Origin of the sequence: Sulfurospirillum oryzae, assembly GCF_025770725.1 — a bacterium.
Classification (GTDB): Bacteria; Campylobacterota; Campylobacteria; order Campylobacterales; family Sulfurospirillaceae; genus Sulfurospirillum; species Sulfurospirillum oryzae.
Genome location: NZ_JANZKZ010000002.1, coordinates 166,828 through 181,154, shown reverse-complemented (window position 1 = coordinate 181,154; position 14,327 = coordinate 166,828). Strand labels below are relative to the sequence as shown.

General features: G+C 42.1%; 18 protein-coding genes. 13 read left to right on the top strand and 5 right to left on the bottom strand.

Annotated elements, in window-relative coordinates; translation table 11 throughout:
* The first annotated feature begins 12 nt into the window (after nucleotides 1-12).
* The gene (locus tag N0B29_RS05420; RefSeq protein WP_263832691.1) at nucleotides 13-489 is read left to right on the top strand and encodes an FKBP-type peptidyl-prolyl cis-trans isomerase; all 477 of its coding nucleotides are present in this window, start codon (nucleotides 13-15) and stop codon (nucleotides 487-489) included.
* A gap of 42 nt (nucleotides 490-531) precedes the next feature.
* Here N0B29_RS05420 and ldhH read toward each other — a convergent pair whose 3' ends face one another.
* Nucleotides 532-2,658: an L-lactate dehydrogenase (quinone) large subunit LdhH gene (gene ldhH / locus N0B29_RS05415; protein ID WP_263832690.1), complete on the bottom strand. Its 2,127-nt coding sequence runs from the start codon at nucleotides 2,656-2,658 to the stop codon at nucleotides 532-534.
* Nucleotides 2,655-3,218 (bottom strand): LutC/YkgG family protein, encoded by a 564-nt coding sequence (locus tag N0B29_RS05410; RefSeq protein ID WP_263832689.1) that lies wholly within the window; start codon nucleotides 3,216-3,218, stop codon nucleotides 2,655-2,657. The genes ldhH and N0B29_RS05410 overlap by 4 nt, the downstream gene beginning before the upstream one ends.
* 312 nt (nucleotides 3,219-3,530) lie before the next feature.
* Between N0B29_RS05410 and N0B29_RS05405 the strand changes: the two genes are divergently transcribed.
* The gene (locus tag N0B29_RS05405) at nucleotides 3,531-4,754 is read left to right on the top strand and encodes an MFS transporter (protein WP_263832688.1); all 1,224 of its coding nucleotides are present in this window, start codon (nucleotides 3,531-3,533) and stop codon (nucleotides 4,752-4,754) included.
* 40 nt (nucleotides 4,755-4,794) lie between these two features.
* Entirely contained in the window at nucleotides 4,795-5,571 is a 777-nt protein-coding gene (locus N0B29_RS05400) for an NYN domain-containing protein (protein ID WP_263832687.1), read from the top strand.
* Between the two features lies 1 nt (nucleotide 5,572).
* Here the strand turns inward: N0B29_RS05400 and N0B29_RS05395 are convergent, their stop codons facing one another.
* Nucleotides 5,573-6,136: an HDIG domain-containing metalloprotein gene (locus tag N0B29_RS05395; RefSeq protein ID WP_263832686.1), complete on the bottom strand. Its 564-nt coding sequence runs from the start codon at nucleotides 6,134-6,136 to the stop codon at nucleotides 5,573-5,575.
* 174 nt (nucleotides 6,137-6,310) lie between these two features.
* Here N0B29_RS05395 and N0B29_RS05390 point away from each other — a divergent pair, with 174 nt between their 5' ends.
* From N0B29_RS05390 to N0B29_RS05345, 10 genes are all read left to right on the top strand, one after another.
* Nucleotides 6,311-6,724 carry an NADH-quinone oxidoreductase subunit B family protein gene (locus tag N0B29_RS05390; protein ID WP_263832685.1) on the top strand — a complete coding sequence of 138 codons (414 nt, stop codon included), beginning with the start codon at nucleotides 6,311-6,313 and terminating at the stop codon, nucleotides 6,722-6,724.
* Complete coding sequence (locus N0B29_RS05385; RefSeq protein ID WP_263832684.1) at nucleotides 6,721-7,146, top strand: 4Fe-4S binding protein; 426 nt, start codon at nucleotides 6,721-6,723, stop codon at nucleotides 7,144-7,146. The genes N0B29_RS05390 and N0B29_RS05385 overlap by 4 nt, the downstream gene beginning before the upstream one ends.
* A complete protein-coding gene (locus tag N0B29_RS05380) occupies nucleotides 7,147-7,641 on the top strand; it encodes an NADH-quinone oxidoreductase subunit C (RefSeq protein ID WP_263832683.1) in 495 nt (164 codons plus the stop codon).
* On the top strand, nucleotides 7,634-8,722 hold the full coding sequence (locus N0B29_RS05375; RefSeq protein ID WP_263832682.1) for a hydrogenase large subunit: 1,089 nt from the start codon (nucleotides 7,634-7,636) through the stop codon (nucleotides 8,720-8,722). Before N0B29_RS05380 ends, N0B29_RS05375 begins: the two co-directional genes overlap by 8 nt.
* Nucleotide 8,723: 1 nt before the next feature.
* Nucleotides 8,724-9,197: a 4Fe-4S dicluster domain-containing protein gene (locus N0B29_RS05370; RefSeq protein ID WP_263832681.1), complete on the top strand. Its 474-nt coding sequence runs from the start codon at nucleotides 8,724-8,726 to the stop codon at nucleotides 9,195-9,197.
* 6 nt (nucleotides 9,198-9,203) lie between these two features.
* A complete protein-coding gene (locus N0B29_RS05365) occupies nucleotides 9,204-9,551 on the top strand; it encodes a hydrogenase maturation nickel metallochaperone HypA/HybF (RefSeq protein WP_263832680.1) in 348 nt (115 codons plus the stop codon).
* A 1-nt stretch (nucleotide 9,552) separates the two neighbouring features.
* Complete coding sequence (locus tag N0B29_RS05360; protein ID WP_263832679.1) at nucleotides 9,553-10,977, top strand: glutamate synthase subunit beta; 1,425 nt, start codon at nucleotides 9,553-9,555, stop codon at nucleotides 10,975-10,977.
* Nucleotides 10,978-11,095: 118 nt separating this feature from the next.
* Nucleotides 11,096-12,238, top strand: coding sequence for a methyl-accepting chemotaxis protein (locus N0B29_RS13005; RefSeq protein ID WP_318526691.1), 1,143 nt, complete (start codon nucleotides 11,096-11,098; stop codon nucleotides 12,236-12,238).
* Nucleotides 12,239-12,504: 266 nt separating this feature from the next.
* The gene (locus N0B29_RS05350; RefSeq protein WP_263832678.1) at nucleotides 12,505-12,801 is read left to right on the top strand and encodes a sll1863 family stress response protein; all 297 of its coding nucleotides are present in this window, start codon (nucleotides 12,505-12,507) and stop codon (nucleotides 12,799-12,801) included.
* 43 nt (nucleotides 12,802-12,844) lie between these two features.
* Nucleotides 12,845-13,135: a sll1863 family stress response protein gene (locus tag N0B29_RS05345; RefSeq protein WP_263832677.1), complete on the top strand. Its 291-nt coding sequence runs from the start codon at nucleotides 12,845-12,847 to the stop codon at nucleotides 13,133-13,135.
* Nucleotides 13,136-13,239: 104 nt separating this feature from the next.
* Here N0B29_RS05345 and N0B29_RS05340 read toward each other — a convergent pair whose 3' ends face one another.
* Both N0B29_RS05340 and N0B29_RS05335 read right to left on the bottom strand, forming a co-directional pair.
* Nucleotides 13,240-13,719, bottom strand: a complete 480-nt coding sequence (locus tag N0B29_RS05340; RefSeq protein WP_263832676.1) for a ribonuclease HI — start codon at nucleotides 13,717-13,719, stop codon at nucleotides 13,240-13,242.
* Between the two features lie 147 nt (nucleotides 13,720-13,866).
* A complete protein-coding gene (locus N0B29_RS05335) occupies nucleotides 13,867-14,199 on the bottom strand; it encodes a DUF1104 domain-containing protein (RefSeq protein WP_263832675.1) in 333 nt (110 codons plus the stop codon).
* Nucleotides 14,200-14,327 lie beyond the last annotated feature (128 nt).

Sequence of the window (14,327 nt, the reverse complement as noted above, 5' to 3'; positions counted from 1 at the left end):
AAGGAAAACAAAATGACCATCTCTAAAAATTCTGTTGTAACACTCGAATACACCATCACCGATACCACTAAAAACCTGCTTGATTCAGGTGCAGATCCACTCATTTACCTTCATGGCGGCTATAATGACATTTTCGCCAAAATCGAACAAGCGCTCGATGGTAAAAAAGTAGGCGATAGCATCAAGGTACAACTCACACCCAAAGAGTCCTTTGGCGAATACGATGAATCCTTGGTGACCATCGAAGAGCGTGGTGAGTTTGATGACAACATCTATGTCGGTGAGCAATTTATCGAAGTGATTGAAGATGAAGACGAAGCCGTAGAAGATCAAAAAATCTCATATACCATCAAAGAGATCACCAAAGACAATGTCACGTTAGATGGAAACCACCCACTTGCAGGCATTGATGTTATCTTTACAGCCACGGTGTTAGCGATTCGTAAAGCCACTGCAAAAGAGATTAAAGAAGAGCACGCAAGATCTTAAAAAGAGAAGGAAGAGCCAAAAGCTCTTCCTTCTTGTAGAACATTATTTAAACTTATCGACCATCAATTCCGCAGGATGTATTGCTTTAATTTTAGAACCTGTTTTATCAAGTCCACCACGTAATTGAATCAAACAACCTGGGCACTCAGCAGAGACAAATTCAGCACCTGTTGCTTCAATGTTTTCAAGCTTTCGTTTAAGCATTTGCATTGAAATTTCAGGTTGTTTAATCGTATAAGAACCGCCCATACCACAACAGGTATCGCACTCATTCATCTCTTTGATTTCATACCCAGCAGCACTAAGCGCCGCCCTCGGCTCTTTGTAAATACCCACATGACGTTTAGCATGGCAAGAGTCATGGTACGTTAACGTATGAAGCTCTATGCCTTCTTTTGGTGTCAAGCGTTTTTCTTTAATGAGCTTGTCAACCAATTCGGTGAACATATAGGTTCTTGACGAGACTTCATTGGCTTTAGGAATCAATGTCTCTCTGTGTTGTTCTTTGAGAATTTTAGCCCACTCTTTTTTCAAAGCGGTGGTACAACTGGCACAACTTACCACGATATACTTAGGATCGCCCTCTAAAAGTGGCAAGATATTTCGCTCTGCGGCATCGGCTGCCATATCAAACGAGCCACTTCCCCAGTGAGGAATACCACAGCACGATTGCTCTTCTGGGAAGAGTACTTCAATACCCGCTTTATTTAAGATCTTGACAATTGCCACACCCGCATCTGGGTAAACAAAATCAAGCGCGCAGCCTGCATAAAAGACCGCCTTTTCATCGCATTTTGGTTGTTTGATCGTTTTAAAAAGATCACGGAATGGAACCGGTGCAACGGATGGTAAGCTTCGATACTCTGACAAACCTGAGAGGAACATCGGTAAGTGTCGTATAAATCCCTCTTTCACAAATGGTTTTTGAAGCACAGAAGCTGCACGCAACATGCCATGAAAGACTCTGCGATTATTGATGACTTCAAGCGCAGTTTTATAGATAAACGGCAAACCTTCTTTCTCAGCAGCACGATGACGAATCTCTAAAATGAGTCCAGGAATGTCGATTTTAGCGGCACATATATCTTTACATTTATCGCATCCGATACAAAGCGCTTGAATATCTTCGGCTGATTTTAACTCATTGAACCATGCTGTTAAAATCGTACCAATACCACCAGTATAGATGTCACCAAAAACATGTCCTGTCACTAAACGATACACTGGGCAGACGTTCAAACACGCCGCACAACGAATACACTGAAGTGCTTCTTTAAATTTAGGGTCTTGTGCCATTTTGGTGCGATTGTTGTCCATCAAAACGATATGCACCTCTTTCATAGACCCATCATCATTGAGTGTTGGAGCAGAGATAAAGGAAGCATAACTGGTCAAAAGCTGACTCGTCGCATTTCTAGGAAGTGCGGCTAAAATAGGCGCAGCATCAGTGTAGTGAGGAACAAGTTTTTCAAGTCCCACTAACGCAACGTGTACTTTTGGAAGTGTTGTTACAAGGCGCGCGTTACCTTCATTGGTACAGATGACGATAGAGCCTGTCTCTGCAATCGCAATATTGGCACCAGAAATTCCCATATCGGCTTCAAAGAATTTCTCGCGAATCGCTTTTCGTGCAACTTTAACGAGTTTTTGAATGTCATTGTCCAAAGGTTGTTTGGTCTCTTCCTCAAAAAGGTCTGAAATCTCCTCTTTGGTGAGATGAAGTGCAGGCATAACCATGTGGGAAGGTGTTTGGTGCGCAAGCTGGCAAATCCATTCACCCAAGTCTGTTTCATCAGATTGAATGCCAAATTCATCAAGGAAATGGTTAAGATGAATCTCTTCGGTTGCCATTGATTTTGATTTAACAATCTTTTTGACACCTTTTTCTTTGCAAAGATCGGCAATGTATTGTCGTGCTGCCTCAGCACTGTTGGCACGAAACACTTTGATGCCATTGGCTTCTGCATTTTTCTTAAATGTCTCGGCTAATTCATCAAGATGACCAGCCGCTTCACCTTTAATATCTGCAATTTTAGTTCGTAATGCCTCAAAATCGATACCTTCAAATGCTTTAGCACGTGTCGCTGGGTAATTCCATCGGTCTAAAATACCTGCAAGGTTTTGATTTTTAAGGGCTTTGTGGATAGATGCTGACATATCTTGTTTCATGACTGTACTCCTTCTAACTCTAAATCATCGACACACACTATAACCAATCGTTCAGGTCCGTGAACACCAATAGCAAGCACACGTTCAATATCTGCCGTTTTACTCGCACCTGTGATGAGGGTAATGTATTTGTCATTTTTTGGGTGCATTTTTGTCATCAACGCAGGAATATCCGCAATGATTTTTGACGTAGGAAGAATTGCTACGTGAATCCATGCAAGCGCAGACGCAAGGCGTTGCTCAATATCGGTAGAGTCTTGTGCCATACTACCTGTCTCTGCCAATCCCCACTTTAACTGCGTGATGCCCACTTTTGCACCTTTTGCTAGCTCTTTGGTCACTTCAAAATGAAGACCTGGAAATTTTTCCGCCATCGCTTTGTTATCAAATTGGCTCAAGATGGGACTTTTTGCCCAAACAGCGTAAGAGCCCGGCTCATCTTTCACTTCTTCTTTTGCAAGGAACTCTTCAATAAAACCAAGTGCCTCTTTGGTTGTCGCAAAACGCTTTACTTCGGTATTGCCCGATGCTTCAGCCCTTGCTTTGAAATTTTCAAACATACGCGTGTCTCCTTGTTATTATGAGATATTTTTTACTTACATGTAAAGACTAAACTTAAAGATATATAAATTATATCATTTAAGTTAAATATGCAAATATTCTATCTCATACAAATGACGATTGTATGAGATTATGAAGTTTATAAAGAGGAGATAGGGGGTTTATTTACTTTATGCTACACGAAAAAAATTTGCAAGATCAAGATAACTTTTTGCATCAAAGGATTGTGGCAAAATTGTCTTTACATGTAAAACAATTTCAAACCTTAACTCCGCTATAATTTCCGTATTCAACTAAAGAGTACTTACATCATGAACATTCACACCTTTAGGGCTTTTAAAAGCCGAAATTACCGACTCTTTTTTGCAGGACAGTCCATCTCTTTGATGGGCACATGGATGCAGCGAACGGCTGTTTATTGGGTCATTTATGTGCAAACGAACTCTGCTTTTATACTAGGTCTTAGTGTTTTTGCCTCTCAGTTTCCCTCTTTTTTACTCTCGCTTCTAGGTGGCACGATTGCCGATAGATACAATCGTTTTAAAGTACTTCTCTTCACACAGATTGCCTCGATGATGCAAGCCATTGCGATGACGTTGGTGGTTGTCTTTACGGATTATTCTGTGCTAGAGTTGATTTGTCTTAGTGTTCTATTGGGTATTGTCAATGCGTTTGATGTTCCAGCACGTCAGTCTTTGGTGCATTATATGGTTGAGCAAAAAGAAGATGTCAGCAATGCCATAGCGCTTAATTCGACCATGGTCAATCTAGCACGTCTCATCGGACCTGCGCTTGCAGGTTTTATACTCGAAACCTTTGGAGCGGGCATCTGTTTTATGCTCAATGCCCTTAGTTTTATCGCTGTCATCATCTCATTACTTATGATGAAACTTCCAGCGCATATTCCTCAAGCACGTACCCAAAAGATGCTTGCTGATCTTAATGATGGTCTGCGCTATCTCAAGTCTACTCCGTCCCTTGGTGTATTGGTTTTACTGCTCTGCGTGATGAGCCTGCTCGTACTTCCCTATACGACCTTGTTTCCGATTATCGCCAAAGAGACCTTGGGTGGGGATGCTTCGATTTATGGCTATCTTAACAGTTTTGTGGGCGTTGGCGCTCTCAGTGGCGCGATACTTCTAGCTTCACTTAAACACACCAGTAACCTTAGAAAGTTGCTCATCATCGCTACCACACTTTTTGGCTTGGGTATACTCCTTTTTTCACTCTCACATACCCTACTCTTTTCCTATCTATTTTGCATTGTTGCGGGCTTTGGCATGATGTTACATGTTACCATTATCAATACCCTGCTTCAAACAACCTCAGATAGCACTATGAGAGGAAGAGTCATCAGCTATTTTGCAATGGCTTTTTTTGGCATGCAACCTCTTGGCGCGCTTTTGATAGGCTCAATCTCGCATTATCTTGGAGCGGCCGAGACGCTTCTTTTAGAGGGGTGTGCAGCCCTTATTATCATTGCACTCTTTTTACCTTATTTATGGAAAGCTACAAAAGTCACCAAGCCATCATAACTAAGCTATAATTTCATAACTACGTTTTAAAGGCATAAGCATGAAAAATATTAGTGAAGAGAAACGAATCGTTGTCTTAATCGATGCGGACAATGCTCAACAAAGCAAGCTTGAGCTCATCCTTGCAGAACTCTCGACACACGGGCATATCATCGTGAAGCGTGCCTATGGTGACTGGTCGAGCAGTTACCTCAAAAACTGGAAAGAGAGCCTCAACGAGCTTGCCGTGCAGCCCATCCAGCAATTTGCTTACACCACAGGGAAAAATTCAACCGATGCTTCGATGATTATTGATGCGATGGACTTACTCTACACTCAAAAATTTGATGCCTTTGCCCTCGTTTCAAGTGACAGTGACTTTACCAAGCTAGCCTCTCGCCTCAAAGAATCAGAAATCTACGTTTTTGGATTTGGTGAGCACAAAACGCCTATCTCCTTTCGTAATGCCTGTGACGACTTTATCTTCACCGAAAATCTTAGCGTTAACACAGAAACATTGGAAGGCACACCCGAACTTAAACCTTCAAAAGCAACCAATGAAGACAGCTTAAAAGAGCTTGCAAAACTTTTACATGTAGGCTGGGAAAAAACGCAAGATGATGAGGGTTGGGCAAGTGTATCGGCAGCTGGTGCGTACATCAAACGCCAATCACCAGACTTTGATCCACGCACCTATGGTTCTAGTAAACTGACATCTCTCCTTGCAAAACTGGGTGAACAGTTCGAAATGAATCGCTACCCTGGAAAGGGGACAACAACCATTGTCGATTATCGCCCTATTGTCAAAAAAGCTCCTGCTAAGAGGCGTCGTCGCTAGATTAGTTTTTAAGCTCCAACCCAAGACTTGGAGCAATGGCTCTCATAGCGGCAATAACGTCAACAATGAGTTCATCAACGCTGACACCTAACATATCAGCTCCTTTTTGAATGACTTCTCTGCTAGCACCCGCGGCAAAAGCTTTGTCTTTAAACTTCTTTTTCGCAGAGGAAAGCTCCAAATCCATCACAGAACGGCTTGGACGAACCAACGCACACGCGGTAATCAAACCTGTGAGTTCATCAACGGCATAAAGGGTTTTCTCCATTTTTGAGAGAGGTTCAACATCGGTGCAAAAACCAAAGCCATGCGACATAATAGCCCGTATTATCTCTTCAGAGTAGCCATGTTCTCGCATAATCTCTGCTGTTTTATGGCAATGCTGTTCAGGGTATTTTTCATAATCAAGATCGTGCAAAAGCCCTACGATACCCCATTTTTCTTCATCTTCGCCCGCTTTTTTTGCAAAATAGCGCATCGTCCCCTCAACAGCAAGTCCATGTGTAACAAGTGCATCGCCGTTATAGGCTTTTAACAGTGTCAACGCCTCTTCTCTTTTTGGCATTTTCATCCTTTCCATATAAATAAAGCATTTTACCGTTTTACATGTAAAGATTTTAGAAAAAAGCTCTTTTGTATGTCTCAATCCATTCATTATTGTGTTACAATACCAACTTTAAAACAATCTTTATTGATTGAATTAATATTAGTAAAAAACTATAAACTAAAGAGACCCTTTATGGTAGATAATATTAACGTTTATCGTATCAACGCAGGCTCCTGTAATGGCTGTGATGTCGAGCTGCTTGCAAGCATCCTTGTTCCAAAGTTTGGTTTTGACACCCTTCATTGCACTTACACCAACACCCCTGAAGAGGCAAACATTGTCATCGTCACGGGGTCTATCACCACACGATCCAAACCTTTTTTAGAAGCAACACTGAAACGTTTGCCTGAGCAAAAAATCGTTGTGGCTATGGGTATTTGCCCCATTAGCGGTGGTGTCTTTCGCGATAGTTACTCCATTGAAGGGCCATTAGACCGCTTTGTCAATGTCGATGTCAATATCGCTGGCTGTCCACCTTCTCCTCAAACGATCGTTGATGGACTCATTAAAGCCTGTGAGCTTTGGAAAGTGAAGGTAAGCGCATGAACACCTATAAAGGAAAAGTTGCTTTTGATAAAGAGCAATGCGTACTCTGTCAGACATGTGTTTTCGTCTGCCCAGCAGGAGCGATCAACATCTCCTGCGTTGCACCCCAACAAAGCTACGACTTCATCATTTGGCACAACACCTGCACGTTGTGTGGCAACTGTGCCTATTTTTGCCCAACGGGAGCTATAACACTTAGCTCTACACTTGCAGAGACGACACCCCAAAGTGAAAAATACACCTCCATTACTGCCAATACGGTCGAGTATGGTGAATGTCCCAAATGTCATGAACCTATGATAAACGTCCCAAAAACCTTGCTGCAAAAAGGCTTTGCCACTGTAAATGAAGAGCTTACAACACTCTTTAGCCTTTGCCCAAAATGCAGACGTGACCATACTTTTGCAAAGAGAGTCCTTTAAATGAAATCTTTACATGTAAAGTTAAATGATATGACAAAATCAATGGCACTTCGTTGTCATTTTGAACCCAATAGCGATAGCCTTTGGTGTGAAATTGCCGATAAAAAATTGCTTTTAGAGCTTGCCGAAATTCTTGCAACACTCAATGCACGTGTGTGCATGATCACCGCATACCAAAAAGAGGATGAACACGAACTTGTTTATCACTTCGACCTCAATGGTGTCATGCTCAATCTTAAACTGCGCATCACCGACAAAAGCGTTCCCTCCATCACGCCTCTGTTTAAAAGTGCGGACTGGACAGAGAGGGAACTTTCCGAAATCTATGGCATCGCCATTGTCAATCATCCCAACCCTAAACGCCTCTTTTTAGATGAGTCCATTAAAGAGAGTGTTTTGCAAGAGTACTACTCGCTCTCCTCAGCCATGAGTGGCAAAGTGAGCCAAGAGCTTTGGAGCAGAGTCAAAGCTGAAGAAGGAGTGCGTCATGGATAAAACAAAAGTCATTTTGGGACCTTTTGACGTTGCCCTCGAAGAGCCAGTTTATTTTAAAATCGAGCCAAATGATGATGGTAAAACCATCAAAAGTGTCGATATGATCAACGGTTTTGTTCATCGTGGCATCGAGTCTATCGTGCTTCAACGAAACTTTTTACAAAACCTTATCATCACCGAAAAAGTGTGTGCGCTCTGTTCCAACAACCACCCTTTTACCTATTGTATGGCAGTTGAAAAAATCGCCAATATAACACTTCCTGAGCGTGCCCTTTACCTTCGTGTTATCGCCGATGAGATCAAGCGCATTGCAAGCCATCTCTTTAATCTTGGCATGCTTTCACATCTCATTCACAATAAAGCTCTGATGACACAGTTTTTGGAAACGCGCGAGGATTTTCAAGACCTCAAAGAAGCCATTTGGGGAAACCGTATGGATCTCAGTGCGAACACCATCGGTGGCGTGAAATTTGACCTTGATGAGAAATTGATCGCTTCTATCAAAGCGACACTGGATAAAAACAGAAGCAAAGTCGAAGCGTTCATCGCTCTTTTTGAAACGGATCCAACGCTGATCTCACGACTCAGCGGTGTTGGAGTGCTCAGTTACGAAGATGCGCTAAAACTTGGCGTTGTAGGTCCTGTTGCAAGGGCAAGTGGTGTGAATAATGACGTGCGAAAACGTTCCCCTTACGCCGCGTATGACAAACTCCATTTTGATGTCATCTTGCAAAAAGATGGCGATGTCCTCTCTCGCGCCAAAGTAAGACTGTATGAAATCTTAGAATCCATGAAGCTTTTGCACCAAGCCTTAGATGCCCTTCCGCAAGGAGATATAGCCTTACATGTAAAAACACTTTTGCCAGAGGGTGAAGCGACTTCTCGCACCGAAGCGCCTCGCGGAGAGTTGGTGTATTACCTCAAAAGCAACGGCACACGAAAGCCTGAACGCATGAAGTGGCGAGTTCCAACCTACATGAACTGGGAGGCACTCAAAGTGATGATGCCAAACAACAGCATTGACGATGTTGCACTTATTTTTAACAGCATCGATCCTTGTATCTCTTGTACCGAGCGTTAAGATGCGAAACCATTTTATATTGGCAAATAGTACCAAATGTGTCGGGTGTTTAAGTTGCGAGTTAGCCTGTGCGGCAAGTTTCCAAGGCATTGCCTTTGTAGAGGCTTATGAGACCAAACTACCGCTTATTTCTCGTAACCGTGTTATCAAGTTTGAGGGCAAAACCTCTCCGCTTCAGTGTATGCACTGCGAGTCACCTTCGTGTTTAGCGGTATGTCCACATGGTGTCATTGAGAAGATGGATGATTTTATCAAGATTCATGAAGAGGCGTGTGTGGGATGCGGTACTTGTTCGTTGGTGTGTCCTTATGGCGCTATCACAATGATTCAAAAAGAAGATCGTAGAGTTGCAGTCAAATGCAATCTCTGTTTTGATCGCATCGATGGACCTTCATGTATTCGCGTCTGTACCACCAGTGCCATTTCGGTAGTGGATTACGACGAGTACACAATGTTAATGGCGCAAAAAGGCTAAGTTTTTATGCATGAATATACCATCGTCGCGTCACTCATTGATTTGTGCGAAAAAGAGGCGAAAAAGCATCATGCCAAAGCCATTAAACATCTACAAGTGAGTGTCGGAAGGTTGAGTGGCATTGAAATTCATTTTTTGGAACAGTGTTTTGATACCTTTAAAGAAGAGACCATCTGCCACGATGCAACTCTAAGCATAGAGCTGTGTGACGTGGTACTTTTGTGCTCGTCTTGTCATGAAAAAAGTGTTGTAAGTGAGAACCATTTTATCTGTCCAAAATGTTATAGCGAGGATGTCGCCATGATAGGCGGACAAGAGTTACATGTAAAAAGTATAGAGATCATAGAGGAATAGCATGAGAGAATATAAAACAATCGCAAAAGCCTATCCCAAAAAACGTCCCGCAGAGGAGCGTGTTGAGGATTATTACCCTATATATCATAACTTTGAAGAGAGCGAGGCAAAAGCACAAGCAAGCCGCTGTCTGCAATGCCCCATCGATCTTTTACGTGGACTTGAAAGTGAATTCAAGTTTTGCCGCACAGGCTGTCCCTTGAACAACAACATCCCAAGATGGCTTAAAAAAACGTATGAAAAAGACTATCTAGGAGCCTTTGAACTCTCCAATGCCAGATCTCCTTTTCCTGAAATTCTGGGTCGTGTCTGCCCTAAAAAAGGGCTCTGTGAAAGCTCTTGTACGTTGGAAAAGACAGAGTACCATGCTGTTTCTATCGGCAACGTCGAAGTCTTTTTAAACGAAAAAGCGTACGAGCAAGGTGCCATTCCCGATTACGGTCAGGCAGAGGGGCGTAAATTTAAAGTTGCCGTTGTCGGTAGTGGACCAGCAGGTCTTAGCTGTGCGACATTTTTACTACGCTCGAACATTGAAGTCGAGCTGTATGAGAGAGAAAACCGCGTGGGTGGACTTTTGATGTATGGTATTCCCAACTTTAAACTACCCAAAAGTGTCATTTTAAGGCGTTTTGAGTGGATGAAAAAAGCGGGACTCAAAGTGCATCTAAATACCGAAGTGGGCAAAGATGTAAGTTTGAGCGAGCTTCAAGAGAAATTTGATGCCGTTTTTTTGGGCTTAGGCGTGCCAAAAGGTCGTAGTGCCGATATGGAAAACGAAGATGCTAACGGTGTGCATCAAGTCATGACGCTTCTTACGCAAACACAAAAAAACCTTTTCGACCATGCCCTTCAAAAATCGATCTTGCGCAACAAACACGTTGTGGTCATTGGCGGAGGCGACTCTGCAATGGACGCGCTTCGTACTGCCATTCGTCATAAAGCCAAAAGTGTGACGTGTGTCTACCGTAGGGGTGAAGAGAGTATGCCTGGAAGTCGCGCCGAAGTCATTAATGCCAAAGAAGAAGGGGTGCAGTTTATCTTTAACGCCCTTCCTAAAAAAGCGTTGGTGGATGATGAACATCGCGTTACTGGACTTGAAATCATGGAAACCTATACCGATGAGAACAAACGCCTGCAAACCAAGCCGCATAGTGTTCAAACCTTGCCAGCGGACAGTATCATCCTAGCCCTTGGATTTGAGGCAAAACATTTTAGCTTTTACGATGAACTGAATCTCTCTGTTGGACGCTCAAACACCCTCATCGTCGATGAGAATAAAGAGACCTCTCATCCATTCATTTTCGCGGGTGGTGATGTGGTCAGAGGCGCAAACCTCGTTGTCAATGCCGCACTTGATGGCAGAACGGCTGCGGTAGCCATCGCTCGCAAACTTGGCGTTGTAGAAGATCAGAAGCTTTACATGTAAAGATTTTGAGGTTATTTTAAAAAAGAGAGTAAATTTATCCTATTTTTTGATACAGATCAATCTTTTATTTTTTCGTATGAAGTAGAATGTGAATTCTATTTCATACAGGAGAAATACAATGAAATCTCTGTTTCTTAGAATGAGAGTTATCCACATTGCAGCTTTTTTGATCCTTCCACTCAATGCCTATTTTTTTACAACCAGTACCCTAGGGGCAATTGTTCAATATGCTATTGCCATTATCCTCATCGTGCATGATATTGATGAAAAAAAATGGGGCGTGGATCTAAGTGTTAAAATCAACCAAGCCTTAGCCTCAATGGATCTGACCAAAGAGATCAAGATCAACACCAGCTTCAATGCTGAATCTGCCAAAATGCTTGACTCCGTTGTCTTTTTTAAAGAGAAAATAAGACATGCCATTCTTGGCTTTCAAGCGCATGCCACAACACACAGCCAAATCTCAGCGCAACTGCAACAAATCGTCTCGTTTTTTCATGCTCAAACCCAAAAAGAGAAGATCATCATCGATGAGAGCACCAAGCATGTCAACAACATGCAAGTTGTTTTTGACGACATCAGTCACAATGCGCATGCGAGTAAAGTACAGATGCAACAGATCGGTACGTACCTTGGCGATACACAAAAAAACATCATCGAATTAGGTGAAAAGATTGCTCAAAGTGTTCAAAAAGAGAATCTTCTCGTCACACAACTCAATGCTTTGAGTAAAGATACCCAAGAAACCAAAAATATTCTCAGCGTCATCGACGATATCGCCGATCAGACCAATTTATTGGCACTTAATGCCGCCATTGAAGCAGCGCGTGCAGGTGAACACGGTCGTGGATTTGCCGTTGTTGCCGATGAAGTCAGACTCTTGGCGGAGAAGACACAAAAAAGCCTTGAAGAGATCAATGCAACCATTACTTCCATCGTGAGCTCCATCACCTCCATCAGCCAGCAGATGAAAGACAATGCTTCTGAAATCAACATTCTTCAAGATGTCTCTACCAATGCCAATGTTGTACTCGAGCAACTCGTCAACGTAGCCGATAAAAACATAGCGCTCTCCAATGATATTGCAACAAAATCCGTCAACCTCAAAGAAGAAACGGAGCAAATCAAAGAAGCTTCACTGCAAATAGAGACAATCTTTCATGCAACTTATCAAAAAAGTGAAGAGATTATGGAAATCACAACCGTGCTTGATAAATGGGGCGTGACACTCCAAGAAAAGCTGAACGAATTTAAAGTCTAAAAAGAGAGGTTACATGTAACCTCTCAAACCGTTCTCAAAAATTGATAATGGGTACTTTCGTAATGAATTAGGTTATCTCTGTATTATATTTCTCTAAACCACCGCAATCTCCAAAATAAGAGTATAGTGAAACAGATAAGTCAGCGTCCAATACTCTGTGCATTTTAGGATTCAACCCTTTACTCCACATCTAACAACCAAAACAAAGAATCAAAAATTCTAATGCAAGCGTATCTTCAAACAATAAACCAAAACAAGGAACTCCAATGAGCAGTAAAGAACTTTACCAACACACGAAACAGATACAACTTAATGAGTGGAAAACAGGAATGATCCTCTTTAGAACACAAGCTTTAGCCGCAAGAACCCATGTCCAAGTGGAACTAGGCAAACAGGTTAAAATCCTTGAGGGCAAACTTGAAGAGGGAAAAACTAAACTTGAAGAGTTACACAAAGCATCAGGAAGCAACTTTGAGTCAACCAAAAAAGGCTTTGAAATAACGTGGGAGTCCATTAGCAGCACTTTTGAAGACACTGCTGAGAAGTTCAAAGCAACTGCATAACGTTTTCAATATATATACACATACTATTTAAAAAGGACTTATTATGAATGATAAAGCACTCTATGAACAAAAAATACAAGCAGAATTCGATACCTGTAAAGCTCAAATTGATAAATTTAAAGCAGAAGCTTCAGGTGCGAGTGCAGATGCTCAAATAGAAATGCACAAACAGATCAAACAACTTGAAGAAAAAATGAGTGAGGGTAAAACCAAACTTGCAGAGCTTGTAGATGCGACTGAAGATAAATTTGACGCTTTGAAAAAAGGTGTTGAGTCCATTTGGCAGTCCACAAAGTCAACAATGCACCACGCTTCAAAATACTTTGGCAAATAATCTTTGCCTCTAAATAAGAGAAAGTTCTCACCAACTTTCTCATTCATAAATTCTGTAACAACTCTAAGCACGCTTCTCGTGCTTTTTGCTTTACATGTAAACAGTTAAAGACCACTTTGTCGAAGTGCCTCACGTGCTGCGCGATCAACAAGCGTAAAGTAACGATCCACTTCATCTTTTTTACATGTAAGCTTATGCCCTTTCACTTTCACCAAAGAACACTCCACACTATCCATCATCGCATAAAACGCTTGATACAATTTAGCATGTTCATGAACCCTCTTTTGCTTCGTTTCATAGCCATTGCGCTCAAACCGCTCTCGCCTAGTTTCTAACCCAATGATATTTTGTGAATCAGTATGAATGATGATGGGCTTTCCAAAGACTTTCACCTCTTCTAAAGCCCACAACAGTGTCTGAAGTTCCAGCTTGGTTGAAGAGGTTTGTGTAAATGCTTTTACCTTTACATGTAAAGCGCTGTGTGCATCAAAAGGTGCATCTTCATGGACGATAACATACGCACCAAAACCTACATGGGTTTGCGTATTGACACTGCCATCGCTAAAAAGCCAAATGCGCGACATTTATGTGTTTGTCACACTAAAATCATCTCTACCCATATACCATCCTTTACTATTGAAAACGTGAAGAGGTCATAGTATCATAGTTTAGATGTAAGATCAGTTGAAAAAAGAAGAGAGCCGAAGCTCTCAGCGTATCACGAAGAAGCGTTATCGTCCTCCTCGTCCACCACCTTTTCCATTGCCACCCATACCGCTACCGCCCATGCCTGAACCACTTGCATTACCACTGCCGTTCATCCCTCCAGAATTGGAACCCATGTTCCCCGTTGCTGGGTTTGAAGTACGAGACTGTGTAAAAGCTTGGCGCTCTTCTTGACTCATGGATTGCATTTTTTCTTGCATAGCCGCTTGAAAAGAAGCTCTATCTTCGGCAGGAACCGTTCCTCGCATAGCACTTAGCTCCGTTGCACTCATCGCTGAATAGTCAGCTGCAAAAACACTCATGCCAATAAAGCATGCACAGATTAAACTCTTTTTCATCATAGCCTCCTTTGATATTTGTTATAATGTAACTATATAATTTGTGTGTTAGCCAAGTGTTAAGGATAAAATTTTTTTACTTTAACACTTCGTTAACAGATATTTGCTATCCTTTGAGCAAGGAGAGA